Genomic DNA, 19,137 nt, shown 5'->3' on the forward strand with positions numbered 1-19,137 from the left:
AAAAGGCCCCGGAAATCCGAGGCCTTTTCTATCGCTTCAAGCACATGGCGATTAATGCGCGGAGCTTTTATCCCAATCTTCCTGTTTTGGAAGAATTTCGAAAGTGTGCTCAGGCGGTGGTGATGGGATGGTCCATTCCAACGTATCGGCCCATTCGTTCCATGGGTTGTTCGCGGTGACCCGGCGCCCTGCAAAGACTGCATAGGCGATGACGCCGATGAACAACAAGAAGGAGGCGAAGGAGAGGAAGGCGCCCCAGCTTGACCAATAGTTCCAATAGGCAAAAGCCTCAGGATAATCGATATAGCGGCGTGGCATACCTTGACGCCCGAGGAAGTGCTGCGGGAAGAAGGTGATGTTTGTGCCGATGAAGAACATCCAGAAGTGAATCTTGCCAAGGGTTTCATTGTACCAACGGCCAGCCATTTTTGGCAGGTAGAAATAGACCCCTGCGAAAATGCCAAAGGCGGCCGCAATTGCCATCACATAATGGAAGTGTGCCACCACATAGTAGGTGTCGTGATAGGCCCGGTCGACCGCAGCCTGCGACAGAACGATGCCGGTCACGCCGCCGACGGTAAACATGAAGACAAACCCCGTTGCAAAGAGCATTGGTGTTTTAAATTCGATTGAGCCGCCCCACATAGTCGCGATCCAAGAGAAGATTTTCACCCCAGTCGGCACCGCGATGACCATTGTGGCCAACATGAAGTAGGATTGCTGCGTAAGTGACATGCCCACGGTGTACATGTGGTGTGCCCAAACAACGAAGCCCAGAGCGCCAATTGCGATAATCGCCCAGACCATCGGCAGATAGCCGAAGACAGGTTTTTTCGAGAAGGTAGCAATGACATGGGATACGATGCCGAAAGCAGGCAGGATCACAATGTAAACCTCTGGATGCCCAAAGAACCACAGAATATGTTGGTAAAGAATGGGATCCCCACCGCCGGCCGGATCAAAGAAAGCCGTGCCGAAGTTGCGGTCCGTCAACAACATGGTGATCGCACCGGCCAGAACAGGCAGGGCTAAGAGGATCAGCCAAGAGGTCACAAAGATTGACCAAGAAAACAGCGGGACTTTGAACAGGGTCATGCCGGGTGTGCGCATGTTCAGGAAAGTTGTGATCATATTGATCGCGCCCAGAATGGAAGAGGCCCCGGAGAGGTGGACCGCAAAAATGGCAAAGTCCATAGACATGCCGCCTTCATTGACCGAGAGCGGCGGATAGAGCACCCAGCCCACGCCCGAGCCGGCTTGTCCATTCCCGCCGGGGGTGATCACAGAGAGCACCGCCATCGTGGTCCCAGCAACATACATCCAGTAGGATAGGTTGTTCATGCGTGGGAAGGCCATATCAGGCGCGCCGATTTGCAAGGGCATGAAATAGTTTCCAAATCCACCAAATAGCGCTGGAATCACCACGAAGAACATCATCAAGATACCGTGGCCGGTGATCAAGACATTCCACAGGTGACCGTTGGGTGTACAATCGCCCACGGCAGCGGCGGTGAGCCGCGCGCCCTCCATGCACATATATTGCACGCCTGGCTCCATAAGCTCCATCCGCATGTAAACGGTGAAGGCGACGGAAATGAAACCGGCCAAGCCGCCGGTCAAAAGGTAAAGGATACCAATATCTTTGTGATTGGTGGACATGAACCAACGTGTGAAGAAACCGCGGTTATCTTCGTGGTCGTGTCCGTGTACGGCTGCATCGGCCATCAGGCTCTCCCGTTTATTGACTACCAAAACAGAACAGCCGACTCGCAGCTGTCCCGCCTCTTTCTGCTATAGTCTCTACATTCCACAAGCCCGCAGCGCAACGCGGTGATGGAGGTTTTCTATGGGTTAAAATGGCGCAGGGGGTAGGCCCGCGCCGCCCGATAGGTTTGCGCCAAATCTCAAGCGCCGATTTCGATGCGCGTTACGTGGCGGCTTGCTCTGAAAATACCGCGTCAAAGCTGCGGCGCAGGGCGAGATCAACATCGGCAAGGGTGACCGGCAGGCCAAGATCTACGAGGGACGTCACCCCGTGCTCCGCGATGCCACAGGGGACAATGCCGGAAAAATGCTCCAGATCGGGTTCAACATTGATGGAAATTCCATGGAAGCTGATCCATTTGCGCAGGCGGATACCGATGGCCGCGATTTTATCCTCTGCCAGAGCGCCGCTGGGGCGCAGAGGCTTGTCGGGCCTTGTGACCCATACGCCGACCCGGCCGGGGCGAATCTCGCCTGTGACGTTGAACTCGGCCAAGGTTCGGATGACCCAATCTTCCAATTGCTGCACAAACTTGCGCACGTCCCGCCCGCGCTTTCCAACATCGAGCAGCACATAGATCACCCTCTGGCCGGGCCCGTGATAGGTATATTGCCCGCCCCGCTGCGCTTGAAACACGTCAAAGCGATCCGGATCTGTGAGATCCTTGGCATCGGCGCTGGTGCCAGCCGTGTAAAGAGGAGGGTGCTCCAAAAGCCAAATCGCCTCAGAGGCGCGGCCCGCCAAAATATCCGCAACCCGCGCTTCCATCCAGCGCACGGCCTCTTCATATCCCACTGGATTTTCCGAGGTGATCCATTCGACCATCACACAATGCCTTTCGCACGCAAACGTGGCATGTGGCTCCGGCTGACCGGGACAGATGCGCCGCCTGCTAAGATTAGGCGGGCACCGTCCCCTCGGCGCTCGGCTTTGTCAATGGCATCAAAGCTGACCCAATGGGAACGGTGCACTTGCAAACCTGGGGTGGGTGCCACCTCCTGCAGCGCGTCAGAAAACCGCAACAGCACAAGGCAGCTGCCTTGAGAGGTTGTGACACGGGTATAATGATCCTCCGCGGATAAATGTTGGATCGCGCCGCGCATGTCCGATGGCAGCCGGTTGAGCAGCGCGGGGGGCACCGGAGCCTTTGGCGGCTGCGGCGGGCTTGAGGCTGTCGCAACTGGCGCTTGGATCATATGGATCAAAATGGTGATGAGCGCCGCCACGGGCACGGCACTGCCGGTCAGAACGCGCCAGCGTTCCAGCTCCCAAATGCCCCAGCCGAGGAACACAATATTCAGCGCATAGGCTAAAACCGTCACGGCTATGCCCATTGCGCAGGCGGCCGCCAGGGCGGCGCTCCAGCGGTGGCGAAAGAGAGCCGCGCAGGCGGCGCTGATCACAAATCCCAGAGGAAATGTCACGGCAATGATCAACAGCCAGTACATCAGGGTGAGACCTATCGGGCCCGGGACATGAAACCCGAAGGGTTGGACGATCGTGACCAGGACCGCGGCCAAGCCAAGGCCTCCAAAAGTTCTTGGTCGTCCCAACACCCGCCGCATGTCGCGCATCGCCTGTTGCGTTGAGCTGTCGTTCACGAATGCCTCCGAGCGGTTCACGCCATTTTACTTGGGGTGGTTATGCGGATGTGTGATGGATTTTAAGAATTAAAAACAGGAGAGTAAAGATGAATTTCCAAGAATTTTTCAACTCTGATCCCGTGATTGTGGTGCATGTCATCTGTGGACTTTGCGCCTTTATCGTCGGCCCCATCGCGCTCTACAGCAATGCGCGGCAGGCGCTGCACCGGGCGGCGGGATACCTTTGGGTTTTCTCGATGATCCTCTTGGCCGGAACGTCCTTTTTCATCGAAGGCTTGAAGGCCTTTGGACGCTTTGGCCCGATCCATTTACTGTCAGTCCTAACACTTTGGTCAATTTTTGAGGCGATGCGGCAGATTTATCGGGGCAACATGATCCTGCACCGGCGCATCATGACCAATCTCTATTGGTATGGGCTGGTGATTGCGGGGCTATTTAATTTTTTGCCGGGGCGCCTCGTCAATAGAGCGGTATTGGGCGATGCAAGCGCGGATATGGGTTATGTGGTGATCATATCTGGTGCGGCCTGCCTCTTGGGATGGCACCTGAAGGATCGCCGCAAATTTCTGGCGCGTGCCGCGGTGGCGGGAGGGCGTAAGTTTTGAGGTGGCGCAATTTTCCCTCTTGAGCCTCCGGCAGCCCTCGACTATGCAGCGTCAAACCACGCGGTCGTGGCGGAATTGGTAGACGCGCAGCGTTGAGGTCGCTGTGAGGTAACACTCGTGGGGGTTCGAGTCCCCCCGACCGCACCAATACTTCTCTTTTTTTGCTGGGCCACCGTTTGCGCGTAGAGCGGCTGATGGATGGGCAAGGCACTGCTCTTTTCGAAATGGGTAGGGGTGTATAGTATTATTTTACACTCTTGTGTTTGATACGCTGCGAGGTTTGACGCAAAATTGCCCGAATTTTTGAATGTCAGCTGGGCAATTCACATCTTATCTTGCCATAAACCTTACACACTGACATATGTGGAAGAGTAACACACTTAGGAAAGGGAATAATATGTCTAAAATTGGATCCATGCTTCTGGTATGCGCGACCCTCGTTTTGTCCGCTTGCTCCGCAAACAACGGTGCCGACAGCGGCGCAGCGCGCACGGTTGCAGCTGAACCAACAATGAACAAAATGTAATAATCCAAAAGGTAAGCGCCTGCTTGCCGCTTTGGAATTACGCATTTTAGCCCGTTTCGATGGGCTAAAATAACCTCTTAAACAGAGCTCTCATCGGCGCCTTCCCCAGATTTTGCCGAGATTTCCGCCTGCGAGCGATAGCCGTCAGAGGCAAAGCTGCCCTTCTGGCCCACCGGTGGTTGCCTATCTTCTTGATCCGCCACAGGCATATGATACGGCACAGAGACCCCAAACATGTGTGCCGATAGATTTGTGTTTCGACGGGTGAGCCTCGGTCAACCTTCGTCTGGCCGCGTCACGGTCTTGCCCTTCACCGTCCCGCGATATTTCGACAACAACTCCGCATCCACCTCGGTTCCATCGGCCAAAAAGGGCAATATTCCGCGCCGAAGAGAGAGGCCACGCATGGCCTTGATATCCTCATCTGATTTGGTCACCCGCTGGCTCATCCTTCGGCCCCATTGTGCGAGCATCCCATAGAGCCGTTCAATCTCTGCTTGGTGCCCATCGCTTTTGGCCAGGTCGATAAACTCATCGGGATCGGTTTTCAGATCAAACAGCATCGGGCGAAAGCCACCTTCTGCATGCATCAGTTTGAAACGCCCGTCAAAGACCATAAAAAGGCGTGCGTCGCGGGGCTCTAGCCCGAGTTTCACCGCCTGCGGTGTGGCGGAATAGTCATATTCGCTGATCGCAAAGGAGCGCCAGTCAGGGCGGTTCCCATGCAGCCAGGGGATGAGGCTCTGGCCCTCAATGATATGCGCCGGCACTTTCCCGCCTGCCGCCTCGACAAAGGTTGCGGCTAAATCAATGGATTCCACCAGCGCATCGCAAGTCGTGCCGCGCGCCTTGTCTGCCGCGGGGCGTGGGTCATAGATGATCATCGGAATTTTCGCCGATGCGTCGTGAAACAGGTCTTTCTCGCCGAGCCAGTGGTCGCCCAAGTAATCTCCATGATCCGATGTCAGCACGATCATCGTGTCTTCAAGGCGGCCACTGTTCTCAAGATAGGTGAGCAGCCGGCCCAGCTGATCATCGCATTGTTTGATCAATCCCATATAGGCAGGGATCACCTTTTGGCGGACCTCGTCTTTTTGGAAGGCTTGCGCAATCTTATTGCCCTGATAGGCGCCAAAAACCGGGTGGGGGTCTTCTTGCTCCATCGCGTGGCGCTTGGCCGGAGGCACATGGCGGGCGTCATACATATTGTGATAGGGCGCAGGCACGATATAGGGCCAATGCGGCTTGATATAGCTGACATGAGCCATCCAAGGGGTCGCTTTGTCCCGGGTTTCGATGAACTCGATCGTCTTGCTGGTTAACCAAGGCGTTTCGCTGTGCTCTTCGGCAATATTGGCTGGTTTATCGGCATTTCTGAAAATCCAACCGCTGGCAATTTCATCGCCACCCACCCCGGCATTGGCAAAATCAGCCCATGGGTTTTCTGATTGGTAGCCTTGGGATCTGAGATATTCATTATAGGGCGAGCGTTTTTCGTCATAAAACCCATCAGGACCATAGGCCCAAAGCCCATCGTCCCGGATCCAAGTGTCAAAGCCGCATTCTGCCTGACGTGCTCCGATCACGCTGTCGGGGCTCAACCCCAGCCGAGCCATGCCCGCGGCATCGGCTTTCATATGGGTTTTGCCGATCAGCCAGCAGTCCATGCCGGAATTGCGCAGGTGATCGCCCATGGTCATTTCGCCGACCCTGAGAGGGAAGCCGTTCCACTGCGCCCCGTGGGATGAGGCGTAACGACCGGTGTAAAAACACATGCGCGAGCCACCGCAAATCGGCGATTGGACATAGGCATTGGTAAACCTGACGCCCATGGCGGCCACGCGGTCAAAATTTGGGGTGTGCAAATGCGGGTGGCCGGCGCAAGATAGGTAGTCAAAGCGCAATTGGTCATACATGATGAACAAAATATTCATGGTGGATGTCGGTCCTTTTGCGGCGCGCGCGGCGCCGGCAGCTGATTCTTACTCTAAGAGTGCCGAGTCCGCGTCGCCAACGCAAACCTACTGTTCAAATGGCCTAGCATAAGCCGGGGGCAAACGGGTCGCGGACCCTGGCAGGGAAATAACGGTTTGCTATTTTGCAACTTAATTTGCAAGCTGGTGGAGGTTTCCAATGTGTTCAATTGGGAGCGTTTAATCTATGAAAAAGGGGCGCGATCCAGATGGCCAGTCAGTTATTTTCACCCATTACTCTGGCCGGCATTGAGCTGCGCAACAGGATCATTGTGGCGCCCATGTGCCAATATAGTGCCGATGAGGGCGCCGCGACGGATTGGCATTTGATGCACCTGGGGCAATATGCGGTCTCTGGCGTTGGCTTGATTATTACCGAAGCGGTGGGCGTAGACATGGCGGGCCGGATTTCACCGGGCTGTTTGAGCCTTTGCACAGATGCGCAGGAAGCCAGTCTGAAACGCGTCGTCGATTTTTGTCAAACATTTGGCAACACCACGATGGGCATTCAGTTGAGCCATGCGGGCCGCAAGGGCTCGACCGATCTGCCTTGGCTCGGGGGCAAGCCAATTCCTGCCTCCGACCCAAGAGGCTGGGCCACCGAGGCCCCATCGGCCACGCCCTATGCACCTGTTGGCTGGGAGACTCCAGCGGCCCTAGATGAGGCGGGGCTGGCTCGGATCAAGGCGGCCTTCGTTGATGCGGCTGTTCGGGCTGATCGTATTGGGTTTGAGGTGGCTGAGTTGCATGCGGCGCATGGGTATCTTTTGCATCAATTCCTGTCCCCCTTGAGCAATCTGCGCACTGATGCCTATGGCGGCAGTTTGGAAAAAAGAATGCGCTTTCCGCTGGAGGTTTTTGACGCTGTGGCCGCAGTTTGGCCCAAGCATAAAGCCCTTGGCGTGCGCTTTTCCGCGACAGATTGGGTGGCGCGTTCCAGCTGGGATATCGCAGAATCCACCCAATTCGCAGCGGCATTGAAAGCGCGTGGCTGTGACTTTATCGACGTCTCAAGCGCGGGCAATTCGCCCGAGCAAACTATCGAGGTTGGGCCCGGTTATCAGACGGGATTTGCCGCGGAGATTCGCCGCCAGACGCAAATGCCGACGATGGCTGTTGGGCAGATCACCGAGCCGCATCAGGCAGAGGCGGTGATCCGTTCAGGGCAGGCCGATATGGTGGCTCTCGCGCGCGGCATGCTCAACAACCCGCGTTGGGCCTGGCATGCAGCAGAAGCCTTGAACGCCGAGGCCGCCTACGCGCCGCAATATATGCGCTCCAACAAAGCATTGCGCGGCCTGCCCATACCGGGCAACCCGCCTGTTGCGGTGAAAACGTAAAAGCCGCGCGCCAGGTTTGGCCCAGGTTCGGCGAGGCCTAAAACTGGAGCTGCACTTTCATCGCCTGGCTGCGGTCGCTGGCGGTCGTGAAAGCTTGCACGGCTTCGCTGACTGGGAAGCTATGGGTGATGAGGTGATCCACGGTGATTGCGCCAGATTGCATCAGCTTGACGGCGGTGAAAAACTCCTCATGGAAACGAAATGAGCCCCGCAGAGTGATCTCTTTGGCGGTCAGCGCCTGCATCGGCACGGTCATATCGCCGCCGAGCCCCAGCTGAACCAAGATGCCACGCGGCCGCAAACAGGCCACGCCCGCAGCCAGTGCCGCCGGCGCGCCAGAGCATTCTAAATGCACGTCCACCTGGCCTTTGTCTGCTTGAAACTCCTCCAAAGCTTGTGGATTTATTGCTGTATTGAGCGGGGTATCAGCGCCACAAAGCTGGGCCATAGTGAGGGTGTAATCGGATAGATCGGTTGCGATGACGCGCGCGGCGCCGGCGTGGCGGGCTGCCAAAATACACAGCGCACCGATTGGGCCACAGCCGGTGATCAGCACCGTTTTGCCGGTCAAATCCCCAGCCTGCGCAACGGCGTGGAGGCACACGGCCAGAGGTTCCGCCATGGCGGCCTGTGCCGCTGACAACCCGTCTGCTGGGGCGCATTGGGCCGCGCTGACGACCAGGTGCTCTTGAAAGGCGCCTTGGATATGAGGAAAGGGCATGGCGCTGCCGTAAAAGCGCATGTTCAGGCAATGGTTGTGCTGCCCTTTCGTGCAAAAGGCGCAGGAATGACAGGGCCGGGAGGGGGATATGGCCACCAGCTGGCCCTCCTGCAGATCGCCGGTGTCTGTTCCGAGCGCGCCAATTATGCCAGAGACCTCATGGCCCAATACCATCGGCTCGCGCAGTTTGATCGGTCCAAACCCACCATTATGATAATAGTGGAGATCAGAGCCGCAGATGCCGCCCGCCTGCATTTGGATCAACACCTCACCAGCGCCCGGGGTGGCCACCTCTTGTGGTTCAATGCGCAGGTCACCCGCGGCATGGATGACGATTGATGAGCAGCTGTGCAACATTCGTGTTTCTCCAGATGATGTTTCCCCGTAGACTAGAGCTTGAATGAGGAATGCACCAAAGGAAAATGCAATGTCGCTTGAAATGTTCAACTTATCAGGAAAACGCGCGCTGATCACCGGATCCAGCCAAGGCATTGGTTTTGCTCTGGCTCGGGGACTGGCCGGGGCGGGGGCGGAAATTATCCTTAATGGACGCGATGAAGCCAAGCTTGAGGCCGCGCGGCAAGAGCTGGGCGATGAAGGCGCAACTGTGCACTCCCTAGCGTTTGACGCAACAGATCACGAAGCTGTACGGCGTGCAGTGGATGGCTTTGAGGCGGAGGTCGGCGCGATTGACATTTTGATCAACAACGCTGGCATGCAGCATCGCACCGAGTTGCATAATTTTCCACCCGATGCTTTTGAGCGCCTGTTGCAGACCAATATCGCCTCGGTCTTTCATGTCGGACAGGCTGTTGCCCGTCATATGATCGCGCGCAAAGGCGGTAAAATCATCAATATCGCATCCGTGCAGACCGCGCTCGCGCGCCCCGGCATCGCCCCCTATACAGCGACCAAAGGCGCCGTGGGCAATTTGACCAAGGGCATGGCAACCGATTGGGCGCAATATGGGCTCAATTGCAACGCTATCGCGCCGGGCTATTTCGACACGCCTTTGAATGCGGCATTGGTGGCGGATCCAGATTTCAGCACATGGCTTGCCAAACGCACCCCGGCCGGGCGCTGGGGCGCGGTTGAGGAGTTGGTCGGCGCGGCGGTGTTTTTGTCCTCCGATGCGGCGAGCTTCGTCAACGGGCATATCCTTTATGTGGACGGTGGAATTACAGCATCGCTCTAACGCGGGGCTCTCGTGGAAAACACTTGCGAGAGCTCAAAAAATCAATTTACCTATATGTACTTAACTGGGCAGCGGGGTGTCTTCCGGACCCGCCCGGCGCTGAGACATGCGCGTGAAATCCCCGTGAATTTGATGCGCTATGCATCGGTTTTATCTGTAGGAGCCTCTGCGCGCCTGCATATTACGGGAGAAAAATTATGAAGACTGTAGGAGTTGTTGGACTGGGCGATATGGGCAGCGGTTTGGCGAAGAATTTATTGAAACATGGGTTTCAAGTGCAAGGGGCCGATCTTTTGCCCCAGCGCCAAGACGCATTTCGCGCGATGGGTGGGCAGCTTGGTGACTGCCCCGCTGATGTGGGGCGCGGGGCTGATGCGGTCTTTGTGATGGTCATGACGGGAGAGCAGGCGAAAACTGTTATATTTGCGCCTGACGGTCTGCTTGCAACTTTGCCGCAATGCAGTGCGATTGTATTATCAGCGACGATCAAACCTCAGGAAGCGCGCGATATTGGCGCGCAAATGCAAGGCTCTGGGGTGCATTTGATCGACAGCCCGGTCTCAGGTGGATTTCCCGGGGCGCAGGGGGGCAGCCTTACCCTTATGGCCGCCGCGCCACCTGATATTTTGGATCGCTTCCTCCCTATTCTTGAAGCGGTCTCTGCCAATATTCACCGGGTCGGCGAGCGTCCGGGCGATGGGCAGACGGTGAAGGCCTGCCTGCAATCGCTGATCGGTGCGCAATTTTCGGCAACATTTGAGGCGGCCGCTCTGGCGGCAAAGGCTGGCGTGTCAGGGCAGGTGCTGCTTGATGTGTTCTCCACCTCTTCGGCGGGCTGTGGGGTGGTGAACAATGCGCTGGAAAAGATTATTGATCGGCAATTTGAGGGCACGGGCAGTCACATCAATACGATGCATAAGGATCTGACGATTGCTATGGCATTGGGTGAGGCGCTGGGCGTGCCGCTTCATACGGCCGGCTCTGCGATGCAAATTTTTCACGCTGGGAAAGCCAAGTACCCCAATGGCGACAACTGGGTCTGCACAAGGGTCATTGAGGAGATTGTTGGCGCCGAGTTGCACCGCGAGGTGGCGCCATGAAGCTCGGGGTTATTTGCGACGGGATCAGCCGCGATTTGCGCCATGCCGTCGATGTGATGGATGAGTTTGATTTGGACTATGCCGAGCTGCAATATGTTGGCGATACGGAAGTGGGGGATCATACCCCGCAGGAAATCGCGGCGATAGATCAGCTGTTGCGCGATCGCGGCAAGCCGGTCTCTTGCCTGTCGCGGCATATATTCGCCGGCATGAGTGCCGCCAATCGCCCCGGGGATGCGCTACATGTGTCACATATGGATGCGCTCAAGCGGGTGATTGAGATGGCGCATATTGTCGGATCGCCCTTGGTGCGGATCATGACCCAGCGCAAGGAACAAATTTTGTGGGGCAAGAATGGGGCGGAGCGTTGGAACGTCGCCCATGGGGCCTGGGACAGCATGCCCCCCCTGATCGCGCCAGCGGTTGAGCTGGCCAAAGCCGAAGGGGTGGTCTTGGTGGTGGAAACCGGCAATGGCACTTTGGTGAATTCCAACTATACGGCGCGCCGTTTGATTGACGAATTAGACGCCAAAGCGCACCTAAAGGTCCTTTGGGATCCTGGTAATAATTGTTGGTGTCATGAATTGGCCTATCCAGATGGTTATGAGACACTGCGGGGCGGATATCTTGGGCATATCCATATCAAGGATGTCAAAGTCGACACGCCACGCGCCTTGCTCGAAGTGCGGCGCATGGGGGAGGGGCAATTGGCCGAGCTATTCGCGCCCATCGCCGCGGCCCTGCGGGCGGATGACTATGATGGGGTGGTGTCGTTTGAAAGTGTATACCACCCGGGCAATGGCGATTTTGAAGCCGGGTTTCGCTTGTGTATTGATCGTTTTAAAAGTTTGTTTTTGTGATGTGTATTGCGGCCTGAAGGGGTGCAGGCCGCAATATATTTAAAGATCTGCACATTCCGGCACGGGTGTCATCACAGTGCCATCTTTGAGATGCTGGAGCAGATTGTCGACGGTGAGCGCACCCATGGCCGCCCGGGTTTCGACTGTGGCGCTGCCCACATGCGGCAATAATACAGTATTTGGCAGATCGCGCAGCGCCTGAGGCACCACGGGCTCGGCTTCAAAGACATCAAGCCCGGCCCAGCCCAGCTTGCCGCTTGTCAGTGCCGCGATCAAAGCGGCCTCATCGACGACAGATCCTCGGCTGACATTGATCAACGTCCCATGTGGCCCCAGGGCCTCCAATACCTCGGCATTGACGATTTTATGGGTGGAGGGCCCGCCGGGTGTGATGCAGATGAGCGCATCACAGGCGCGTGCCATTTCGGTCAGGTTGTCAAAGTAGCGGTAGGGCACATCTTTTTTCCTGCGAGAGTGGTATACAACTGTGGCATCCCAGGGCGCGAGCTTGTTGGCAATGGCCTGACCAATGCGGCCAAGTCCCAAAATTCCAACGGTCTGTTTGTCCATCGAACGGGTGAGCGGGGCGTTGCCCTTGGCCTGCCAATCGCCAGATCGGACATAGGCATCATCACGCAGAAGTTCGCGGTAGCAGGCCAGCAATAGCAAAAGCGCGGTTGTCGCAACCTCTTGGTTCAACACATTTGGCGTATGAGCGACAAGGATATTGCGCCGCACCGCCTCGGTGACGTCAATCGCATCATAACCGACGCCGTAACCGCTGATGACTTTGAGATTGATCAGCGAGGTCATGAGCTCCGGGTTCACGCCATCATGGCCATTTGTGATCACATGGGTGATGGCGGTCGGGTCAAAATCATCCAATTGATAGATCGTGAATGCCGCTTCAAGCCGCTCTCGCATGTCTGGGGTGATGCCCCCTATTTGTAGAAGATGATGGGTCATTCTGCGTCACTTTCTGAGGCTAATGTGGCGGTTTGGCCGGTCAAATGTCGTGCCAAATGGTCATGAATCCGTTTGCGGGTCAAGGCTTCGTCTGCGGCTAGGGCGGCTTCTAATATGTCGCTGTGCTGCTGAATATTGTTGGATATGAAATCAAATCTGCGATCTGCCTTCATCAATTGCTGACGAAACTGCTCCTTTCATTCTGATTGTCGTGCCTTATTCGATGCTGTTTGGTGTAGTCGCCCGCGACGCAGGGCTGGACATATTGCAGACAATTGCAATGTCGGTACTGGTGATTGCTGGCGCATCGCAGTTCACAGCCCTCGCACTCCTGCAAGATCAGGCTCCAGTCTTTGTCGCGCTCGCGACTGCACTTGCGGTGAACCTGCGCATGGCGATGTATTCAGCTGCTCTCGTCCCGCAGATCGGTCATGCGCGGCTGGGTCTACGCGCCATAATGGCCTACCTGATGGTGGATCAGGCATTTGCCGTCGCTGTGCGCACCTAAGAGGACAGGCCCGAAATGACACCGCCGACCAAGGTGGCCTACTACTTTGGCTGCATGGCCCTGATCTGTCCATTCTGGTACGGATTCACGCTAATGGGCGCCCTGGTCGGTCAGGCGATCCCGACAGCGTTCAGTCTTGATTTCGCGGCGCCTGTCTGTTTCATCGCGCTTACAGCGCCACTTGTGCGGTCAGGGCCTCGTGTTATTGCAGCACTAGTCGCAGGCATCACGGCGCTTGCTTTTGCATGGGTTCCTTGGTCACTTGGCCTGTTAATCGCCGCCGTGCTCGGTGTCTTTGTAGGGGGCAGGCCGAAATTCTTCTGGCTCGTCGGGCCAGATGTTCGGTTCCAGCGCGATGTCGGCGTGAAGCCTTTGCTGCGAGCCGTCGTGGCACGAGTTGGGTGGGGTATCTAGACGTGTGGCATCACAGGCTCGTAAGGCCGGCGCATTGGTTACGATAAAGAGTGCCAAAGCATTGGCTCTATGCGCAGCACCTTCGGAGCGCCGGTACCGTCGGGGTGGTAATTATAGTCGATCTGGCTGCCTGCAGCCGCCTCTTACAAGGGGCTTCCGAAAGAAATCTGATTGCGCTGCTGGTGGCCGACAGTAGGATTATTGTTCAGCCATTTCTTTCGCCGCAGCGACAATTGCCTCCTCGGTGATTCCGAAATGCTGGTAGAGCTGAGGCGCCCTGGCTGAAGCGCCGTACCCCGTCATGCCGATGAACCGGTCAGAATATCTGAGCCAGCGCTCCCATCCGAACTTTAACGCGGCCTCGATGGCGATGCGCGGGGCCCCGCCGAGTATCTGCAAGCGATAGGAATGGGGTTGAACCTCGAACAGTTCCCAGCAGGGCATGGAGACCACGGTGGTTTTTATGCCTAGGGCCTCAAGCGTCTTTCGAGCATGGAGGGCCAGCCCGACCTCGGTCCCCGTGGCAATCAGGGTCACGTCGCGATTTTGTTCGGACCCAGCCAGAATATATGCCCCCCGCCGAGTTAGATTTTTGGAAGTGTCGCGGCGCACCTGAACCGCGTCCTGCCGCGACAAGGCCATCATCGACGGACCATCCGGGGTTTCCAGCGCAATCTGCCACGCTTCGCTTGTCTCCACCGTATCAGCAGGACGGAATACTCGCATGCCCGGCATCGCGCGGTAGCTTGCCAGTGTCTCGACTGGTTGGTGGGTCGCCCCGTTGCTGCCCGCGCCAATTGAATCGTGACTGAAAACGAACGTTGTAGGCAATGCCATAAGGGCGGCCATGCGCATCGCGGGTCGTTCGTAGTCGGCAAAGGCCAGGTAGGTCACATTGACTGGGCGCAGTCCGCCGTGCGCGGCAATCCCATACGCCATCGCCCCCATCAAGTGCTCGCGTACGCCGCAGTGCAGGTAGCTTCCTGAGCGGTTTTCGGGGGTAAAGGCCGCGCGGCTGCGCTTGTGATTGGTCGGCGCTTCGAGATCGGCACACAGCACGATGGTTTCTGGCAGGGTATCGGCCAATGCATCGCACACGTCGCCGGAGGACATGATCGTGGCGCGCGGCTCCATGCAAGGGCCGGGCAGGGCATCGGCCCACCCGTCAGGCAGGGTGCCTGACATCCAGCGGGTGAACTCCTCGCTTTCAGGGTGTACGGCCAGACGCGTGGACCAGTCGGTGCGGGCCTGCGCGCCTCTGTCCATCGCGCCGTGCCAGTCGTCGTAGACCTCTTGCGGTATGTAAAAGGCTGGGTGCGACCAGCCGCGTGCAGCCCGCGCTTCCTCGGCGTCCTGCGAGGTCAATGGCGCGCTGTGCCCGCCGCGTTGGCCCTGCAGGCGCGGGATGCCCCGTGCAATCGTCGTCCGACAGGCAATGAGCGACGGGCGCGGATCAGTCTTCGCGGCGGTGATGGCGGCATCGACCGCAACAATGTCGTGCCCATCAACCACCAGAACATGCCAGCCTGCGGCGCGAAACCGGGCCGGTATGTCCTCGGAAATCGACAACGCGGTTTCGCCGTCATCGGTGATCCGGTTGTCGTCCCACAGGAATGTCAGCCGCCCCAGATGCAGGTGCCCGGCCAGCGAGATCGCCTCTTGCCCCATGCCTTCCTGCAGACACCCGTCACCAACAAAGGCCCAGGTGCGGTGATCCACCAGATCACGGCCAAAGCGGGCGGCAAGCCGTTCCTCGGCTACGGCCATGCCGACGGCGCTGGCAATACCCTGTCCCAGCAGACCGCTGGTGATCTCGATCCCCGCATCCTGTTCGATCTCGGGATGGCCCGCGCAGACCGAGTGAAGTGTGCGAAACGACTTGAGCGCCTCAAGCGAGACCTTGTCATAACCCGACAGGTGCAGCAGCGCGTAAAGCAGCATGGAGCCATGCCCGTTCGAGAGCACCACCCGGTCCCGGTCAGGCCAAAGCGGGTCTTTCGGCGCGGCCCTGAGGTGGTTGGCGTAGAGGGTCGCGGCAATCTCTGCCATGCCGAGGGGCACGCCCTGATGGCCTTCGCCTGCGTTCAGGATCGCGTTGATGGCAAGAAAACGGATTGCATCCGCCATGGTCTGGATGTTCGGCATGTCAGCTTTCCAGCAGTTGGTTTTGCTCGGTGCGCAGGGCGTGGATGTCCAGATCGTCGATGACCTCCACATCATCCAGCGTCACGATCTGATCGCGGGTGATCGCCCTTTTTAGTTTGACGTGATGGGCAAGGCCAATAGGCAGCGCACCAAGGTCGACGGCCTGCGCAGCGGGGATCGCCTTGGCCCAGACCTTGAAGCCGCCTTCGCCGTCCAGCATATCGCCTGCGGCAAAATCGCCCTTGGCTGTGGCCACGGCATCGGCGCGGTAGCGTTTCGATATGCCCGTTGGTTCCCGGCGCAACGCCGCCGACAGAACCGACACAGACGTTTCCAGCCCGATCAGGTGGAACGGCCGCCACATACTGCCGTACCAGCCGGATTTGTCGGTCAACAGACCGTATTGGTTGAAGCACTGGCGCGTGTATTCGTTCGGTGCGCGGAAGGTGACGAACATGCCATACTGGATGTTGTTCAGCACCATGCGGCCATCCGGTTCGCGGCTTGCGGCGATGTCCACGATACCCGATTTTTCCAGGCGTCCGCCCTCGCTGACTGGTTTGAACACCTCCGCCAGATCCTGCAGCCCTGCGGGCGGGAAGGCCAGCCCATCGGACGGGCAGTCCATCCCAGTTGCATTGGCCACGGCGGCCATTTCAATGGCGGCCTTGGTCCCGTCGGTGAAGGAGTTGTACATCTTGGGATTGAAGTCACCCGAATTGACCTGTTCCTCGGTGAAATCGAAGTAGTCCCAGACCGTGTCAGGCGTCGAATAGCGGTAGCCGGGGCAGAAGTTCATGCCCTTACCGGCGGCGACCAGTTCGAAGCCGCAGGAATGCACCCAATCCACCAGTTCGCAGATCGCGGCGGGTTGGTCGCCATAGGCCATCGAATAAACGACGCCCGCCTTGCGCGCCCGCTCGGCTAAAGCCGGGCCGCACATCACGTCGGCCTCCACGTTCACCATGACGACATGTTTGCCAGCATCAATGGCCGCGAGGGCGTGGCGAACGCCGGCGATGGGATGGCCGGTCGCTTCGATCACCACTTCGATCTCGGAACAGGCAAAAAGGTCTGCTGTATCGTCCGTGACGCACGTCTCACCGGATGATACGGCCGCGTCGAGAGTGCCCGCTGAGAACTGCTCCTCATCCCATTGCACCCGCGCGAGCGATGCCCTGGCCTTTTCCACATCCAGATCGGCGATCCCGACGACGTGCAGACCTGCGATGTGCCGGGCCTGAGCCAGCACCATCGAGCCGAATTTGCCAGCTCCGATCAATCCGATCCGCACCGGGTGCCCGTCGGCCGCACGTTCTTCCAATAGTGTGGACAAATTCATGGCATTGCTCCTTTGAAATGATGTTGCACGCAATATACGAGGGGAGGGGGCGTCAAACCATCACAATATCGCACAGTATTGTTAAGCTGTGCTTCATAGTCGTTAACGAGTTCCCGCTTGTGTGAACCCACCGCGGTGGCAATATAGCCAAAATTGACCGTGCCATAGGGAGGCGACCCGTTTGCCAAATCGAAGCAAAATGAATGGTTCCAACGTGAGCCTGGCCAGCCGTGCCTGGGCAATCCGGCGCTATGCCCTGCAGATGGCAGAGGTGCAGGGGCAAGGCTATATCGGACAGGCGCTTGGTGTCGCGGATGTGCTGGCGGCGTCCTATTTTCACGCCATGGACTACCGCGCAGAAGATCCCGAATGGGAGGGGCGCGACCGCTTCTATCTGTCTATCGGCCATTACGCGATCGCACTTTACGCAGCACTGCTCGAGGCCGGTATCCTGCCCGAAGACGAGATCGAGACCTACGGCATGGACGACAGCCGGATGCCGATGTCGGGTATGGCGGCCTATACGCCGGGGATGGAGATCACCGGCGGGTCATTGGGCCACGGTCTGGGTATCGCCGTGGGGGCCGCTCTTGGGCTGAAACGAAAGCAGTCTAACGCGTTCGTCTACAACATGCTGTCGGACGGTGAACTGGGGGAGGGATCGACCTGGGAAGCAGTCATGTCAGCGGTACAATGGAAACTCGACAACCTGATTGCCATCGTTGATTTCAACAACCAGCAGGCCGATGGGCCGACGCTGGAAGTGCTGGCGACGCAAGAGGAAGCGCCGAAATGGGCAGCCTTTGGCTGGTACGCCCAAGAGGTCGATGGCAACGATCTGAACGCGCTGGTTCGGGCCTTCGACAACGCACGCAACCACGATGGTGCACAGCCACGCGTCATCATCTGCCGGACCAAGATGTGCAAGGGCATTCCGTTTCTGGAACAGCGCGAAAGCACACACTTCATCCGTGTCGAGGCGGATGAGTGGACCAAGGCAATTGCCCTTCTGGACGAGGATAAACCGCTATGACCATTCCCGCCTTCTCGCGCCGCAAATCAAAATATACGCCCCGCACGGTGGCTGGTGGCGACAGGGTTGCCACCAGCGCCATGATCGCGTCGCTGGATGCCGAAGGGCGCGATACCGTGGCGGCCCCGTTCGGGCACGCACTGGTCGATCTTGCGAAATCGCGCGACGATATCGTCGGCCTGTCGGCGGACCTGTCGAAATATACCGATCTGCATATCTTTGCCGAGGCCCATCCCGACCGTTTCTATCAGATGGGTATGGCGGAGGCGCTGCTAATGTCTGCCGCCGCCGGTCTGGCGCGTGAGGGCTTCGTGCCTTTCGCCACGACTTACGCCGTGTTCGCAGCGCGCCGCGCCTACGACTTCATCGCCATGGCAATTGCCGAGGAAAACCTGCCGGTCAAAATTTGCTGCGCGCTGCCCGGTTTGTCCACTGGGTACGGCCCCAGTCATCAGGCGACTGAGGATCTGGCGATCATGCGCGGGATGCCGAACCTGACGGTGCTGGACCCGTGCGATGCAGTCGAGATTGATCAGGCGACGCGCGCAATCGCGAACTCGCCCGGCCCTGTCTACATGCGGCTGTTGCGTGGCAAGGTGCCGAACGTGCTGGGCGAATACGGCTACCAGTTCAAACTTGGCAAGGCGCAGATGATACATGATGGGTCGGATGTGCTGATCATCTCTTCAGGGTTCATGACAATGCGCGCGCTGGATGCGGCCAAGGCGCTGGCCGCCGATGGCGTCTCCTGTGCAGTGCTGCATTCACCGACGATCAAACCACTGGACGCAGAGATGATTTGTGCCGAGGCAGGCAAGGGCGGACGGCTGGTCGTGACGGCCGAGAATCACTCGATCACCGGCGGACTTGGCGAAGCAGTCGCGGGTGCGTTGATGCGGGCGCAGGTGCATGTGCCCTTCCGACAGATCGCGCTGCCGGATGAATTCCTTGACGCGGGCGCGCTGCCCACACTGCACGATCAGTACGGTATCACGGTCGAGCGGATCACTGCACAGATCAAAATATGGATGGATGACTAA

The 19,137-nt window shown here is 58.0% G+C and carries 20 protein-coding genes and 1 tRNA gene; 11 read left to right on the forward strand and 10 right to left on the reverse strand.

The genetic code is table 11. The annotated features are described in order from the left end of the window. Window positions 1–51 precede the first annotated feature (51 nt). The 3 genes from ctaD to RCA23_RS15880 form a co-directional block, all read right to left on the reverse strand. Window positions 52–1,725, reverse strand: coding sequence for a cytochrome c oxidase subunit I (gene ctaD, locus RCA23_RS01275; protein WP_044048704.1), 1,674 nt, complete (start codon window positions 1,723–1,725; stop codon window positions 52–54). A 202-nt stretch (window positions 1,726–1,927) separates the two neighbouring features. Further along, the gene (gene lipB / locus RCA23_RS01280; protein ID WP_044048705.1) at window positions 1,928–2,590 is read right to left on the reverse strand and encodes a lipoyl(octanoyl) transferase LipB; all 663 of its coding nucleotides are present in this window, start codon (window positions 2,588–2,590) and stop codon (window positions 1,928–1,930) included. Beyond that, window positions 2,590–3,366: a LytTR family DNA-binding domain-containing protein gene (locus tag RCA23_RS15880; protein ID WP_052376966.1), complete on the reverse strand. Its 777-nt coding sequence runs from the start codon at window positions 3,364–3,366 to the stop codon at window positions 2,590–2,592. The genes lipB and RCA23_RS15880 overlap by 1 nt, the downstream gene beginning before the upstream one ends. Before the next feature lie 89 nt (window positions 3,367–3,455). Between RCA23_RS15880 and RCA23_RS01290 the strand changes: the two genes are divergently transcribed. The 3 genes from RCA23_RS01290 (at window position 3,456) to RCA23_RS16825 (ending at window position 4,500) form a co-directional block, all read left to right on the forward strand. After that, complete coding sequence (locus RCA23_RS01290) at window positions 3,456–3,974, forward strand: DUF2306 domain-containing protein (protein ID WP_052376967.1); 519 nt, start codon at window positions 3,456–3,458, stop codon at window positions 3,972–3,974. Window positions 3,975–4,034: 60 nt separating this feature from the next. Then, a tRNA-Leu gene (locus RCA23_RS01295) sits at window positions 4,035–4,121 on the forward strand. Between the two features lie 250 nt (window positions 4,122–4,371). After that, window positions 4,372–4,500 (forward strand): hypothetical protein, encoded by a 129-nt coding sequence (locus tag RCA23_RS16825; RefSeq protein ID WP_268870335.1) that lies wholly within the window; start codon window positions 4,372–4,374, stop codon window positions 4,498–4,500. A 77-nt stretch (window positions 4,501–4,577) separates the two neighbouring features. Here the strand turns inward: RCA23_RS16825 and RCA23_RS16360 are convergent, their stop codons facing one another. Both RCA23_RS16360 and RCA23_RS01300 read right to left on the reverse strand, forming a co-directional pair. Continuing rightward, window positions 4,578–4,721 (reverse strand): hypothetical protein, encoded by a 144-nt coding sequence (locus RCA23_RS16360; RefSeq protein ID WP_169701299.1) that lies wholly within the window; start codon window positions 4,719–4,721, stop codon window positions 4,578–4,580. Between the two features lie 54 nt (window positions 4,722–4,775). Continuing rightward, window positions 4,776–6,434 carry a sulfatase-like hydrolase/transferase gene (locus tag RCA23_RS01300; protein WP_044048706.1) on the reverse strand — a complete coding sequence of 553 codons (1,659 nt, stop codon included), beginning with the start codon at window positions 6,432–6,434 and terminating at the stop codon, window positions 4,776–4,778. Window positions 6,435–6,682: 248 nt separating this feature from the next. Here RCA23_RS01300 and RCA23_RS01305 point away from each other — a divergent pair, with 248 nt between their 5' ends. Then, window positions 6,683–7,813: an NADH:flavin oxidoreductase/NADH oxidase gene (locus RCA23_RS01305; protein WP_044048707.1), complete on the forward strand. Its 1,131-nt coding sequence runs from the start codon at window positions 6,683–6,685 to the stop codon at window positions 7,811–7,813. 37 nt (window positions 7,814–7,850) lie between these two features. Here RCA23_RS01305 and RCA23_RS01310 read toward each other — a convergent pair whose 3' ends face one another. Beyond that, window positions 7,851–8,891, reverse strand: coding sequence for an L-idonate 5-dehydrogenase (locus RCA23_RS01310; RefSeq protein ID WP_044048708.1), 1,041 nt, complete (start codon window positions 8,889–8,891; stop codon window positions 7,851–7,853). Between the two features lie 70 nt (window positions 8,892–8,961). Between RCA23_RS01310 and RCA23_RS01315 the strand changes: the two genes are divergently transcribed. From RCA23_RS01315 to RCA23_RS01325, 3 genes are all read left to right on the forward strand, one after another. Beyond that, the gene (locus tag RCA23_RS01315) at window positions 8,962–9,729 is read left to right on the forward strand and encodes an SDR family oxidoreductase (protein WP_044048709.1); all 768 of its coding nucleotides are present in this window, start codon (window positions 8,962–8,964) and stop codon (window positions 9,727–9,729) included. A 197-nt stretch (window positions 9,730–9,926) separates the two neighbouring features. Next, a complete protein-coding gene (locus tag RCA23_RS01320) occupies window positions 9,927–10,829 on the forward strand; it encodes an NAD(P)-dependent oxidoreductase (RefSeq protein ID WP_044048710.1) in 903 nt (300 codons plus the stop codon). Then, window positions 10,826–11,689, forward strand: a complete 864-nt coding sequence (locus RCA23_RS01325) for a sugar phosphate isomerase/epimerase family protein (RefSeq protein WP_044048711.1) — start codon at window positions 10,826–10,828, stop codon at window positions 11,687–11,689. The genes RCA23_RS01320 and RCA23_RS01325 overlap by 4 nt, the downstream gene beginning before the upstream one ends. A 39-nt stretch (window positions 11,690–11,728) precedes the next feature. On the opposite strand, the gene RCA23_RS01330 is transcribed toward RCA23_RS01325, so the two are convergent. Next, complete coding sequence (locus RCA23_RS01330; protein ID WP_044048712.1) at window positions 11,729–12,655, reverse strand: 2-hydroxyacid dehydrogenase; 927 nt, start codon at window positions 12,653–12,655, stop codon at window positions 11,729–11,731. Beyond that, window positions 12,652–12,828, reverse strand: coding sequence for a hypothetical protein (locus tag RCA23_RS16150; protein ID WP_174422397.1), 177 nt, complete (start codon window positions 12,826–12,828; stop codon window positions 12,652–12,654). The genes RCA23_RS01330 and RCA23_RS16150 overlap by 4 nt, the downstream gene beginning before the upstream one ends. A 50-nt stretch (window positions 12,829–12,878) precedes the next feature. On the opposite strand from RCA23_RS16150, the gene RCA23_RS16895 reads away from it, so the two are divergent. Together RCA23_RS16895 and RCA23_RS16900 are read left to right on the forward strand one after the other, a co-directional pair. After that, complete coding sequence (locus RCA23_RS16895) at window positions 12,879–13,163, forward strand: AzlC family ABC transporter permease (protein ID WP_347721367.1); 285 nt, start codon at window positions 12,879–12,881, stop codon at window positions 13,161–13,163. 15 nt (window positions 13,164–13,178) lie between these two features. Then, window positions 13,179–13,577, forward strand: a complete 399-nt coding sequence (locus RCA23_RS16900) for a hypothetical protein (protein WP_347721368.1) — start codon at window positions 13,179–13,181, stop codon at window positions 13,575–13,577. 198 nt (window positions 13,578–13,775) lie between these two features. Here RCA23_RS16900 and tkt read toward each other — a convergent pair whose 3' ends face one another. Together tkt and RCA23_RS01345 are read right to left on the reverse strand one after the other, a co-directional pair. After that, window positions 13,776–15,722 carry a transketolase gene (gene tkt, locus RCA23_RS01340; protein ID WP_044048713.1) on the reverse strand — a complete coding sequence of 649 codons (1,947 nt, stop codon included), beginning with the start codon at window positions 15,720–15,722 and terminating at the stop codon, window positions 13,776–13,778. A gap of 1 nt (window position 15,723) precedes the next feature. Beyond that, the gene (locus RCA23_RS01345; RefSeq protein ID WP_044048714.1) at window positions 15,724–17,064 is read right to left on the reverse strand and encodes an NAD(P)H-dependent oxidoreductase; all 1,341 of its coding nucleotides are present in this window, start codon (window positions 17,062–17,064) and stop codon (window positions 15,724–15,726) included. Window positions 17,065–17,263: 199 nt separating this feature from the next. On the opposite strand from RCA23_RS01345, the gene RCA23_RS01350 reads away from it, so the two are divergent. Together RCA23_RS01350 and RCA23_RS01355 are read left to right on the forward strand one after the other, a co-directional pair. Further along, entirely contained in the window at window positions 17,264–18,097 is an 834-nt protein-coding gene (locus RCA23_RS01350; protein ID WP_044048715.1) for a transketolase, read from the forward strand. Beyond that, on the forward strand, window positions 18,094–19,137 hold the full coding sequence (locus RCA23_RS01355; RefSeq protein WP_044048716.1) for a transketolase family protein: 1,044 nt from the start codon (window positions 18,094–18,096) through the stop codon (window positions 19,135–19,137). The genes RCA23_RS01350 and RCA23_RS01355 overlap by 4 nt, the downstream gene beginning before the upstream one ends.

This window comes from Planktomarina temperata RCA23 (genome assembly GCF_000738435.1).
Classification (GTDB): Bacteria; Pseudomonadota; Alphaproteobacteria; order Rhodobacterales; family Rhodobacteraceae; genus Planktomarina; species Planktomarina temperata.

Bases quoted from the DNA above. Each gene is read 5' to 3' on its own strand.
- RCA23_RS01325 (WP_044048711.1), top strand. From the start codon at position 10,826: ATGAAGCTCGGGGTTATTTGCGACGGGATCAGCCGCGATTTGCGCCAT.
- RCA23_RS01350 (WP_044048715.1), top strand. From the start codon at position 17,264: ATGAATGGTTCCAACGTGAGCCTGGCCAGCCGTGCCTGGGCAATCCGG.
- RCA23_RS01345 (WP_044048714.1), bottom strand. From the start codon at position 17,064: ATGAATTTGTCCACACTATTGGAAGAACGTGCGGCCGACGGGCACCCG.
- RCA23_RS16825 (WP_268870335.1), top strand. From the start codon at position 4,372: ATGTCTAAAATTGGATCCATGCTTCTGGTATGCGCGACCCTCGTTTTG.
- ctaD (WP_044048704.1), bottom strand. From the start codon at position 1,725: ATGGCCGATGCAGCCGTACACGGACACGACCACGAAGATAACCGCGGT.
- tkt (WP_044048713.1), bottom strand. From the start codon at position 15,722: ATGCCGAACATCCAGACCATGGCGGATGCAATCCGTTTTCTTGCCATC.
- RCA23_RS01320 (WP_044048710.1), top strand. From the start codon at position 9,927: ATGAAGACTGTAGGAGTTGTTGGACTGGGCGATATGGGCAGCGGTTTG.
- RCA23_RS01315 (WP_044048709.1), top strand. From the start codon at position 8,962: ATGTCGCTTGAAATGTTCAACTTATCAGGAAAACGCGCGCTGATCACC.
- RCA23_RS01330 (WP_044048712.1), bottom strand. From the start codon at position 12,655: ATGACCCATCATCTTCTACAAATAGGGGGCATCACCCCAGACATGCGA.
- lipB (WP_044048705.1), bottom strand. From the start codon at position 2,590: ATGGTCGAATGGATCACCTCGGAAAATCCAGTGGGATATGAAGAGGCC.
- RCA23_RS16895 (WP_347721367.1), top strand. From the start codon at position 12,879: ATGCTGTTTGGTGTAGTCGCCCGCGACGCAGGGCTGGACATATTGCAG.
- RCA23_RS01310 (WP_044048708.1), bottom strand. From the start codon at position 8,891: ATGTTGCACAGCTGCTCATCAATCGTCATCCATGCCGCGGGTGACCTG.
- RCA23_RS01355 (WP_044048716.1), top strand. From the start codon at position 18,094: ATGACCATTCCCGCCTTCTCGCGCCGCAAATCAAAATATACGCCCCGC.
- RCA23_RS01290 (WP_052376967.1), top strand. From the start codon at position 3,456: ATGAATTTCCAAGAATTTTTCAACTCTGATCCCGTGATTGTGGTGCAT.
- RCA23_RS16150 (WP_174422397.1), bottom strand. From the start codon at position 12,828: ATGAAGGCAGATCGCAGATTTGATTTCATATCCAACAATATTCAGCAG.
- RCA23_RS16900 (WP_347721368.1), top strand. From the start codon at position 13,179: ATGACACCGCCGACCAAGGTGGCCTACTACTTTGGCTGCATGGCCCTG.
- RCA23_RS01300 (WP_044048706.1), bottom strand. From the start codon at position 6,434: ATGAATATTTTGTTCATCATGTATGACCAATTGCGCTTTGACTACCTA.
- RCA23_RS01305 (WP_044048707.1), top strand. From the start codon at position 6,683: ATGGCCAGTCAGTTATTTTCACCCATTACTCTGGCCGGCATTGAGCTG.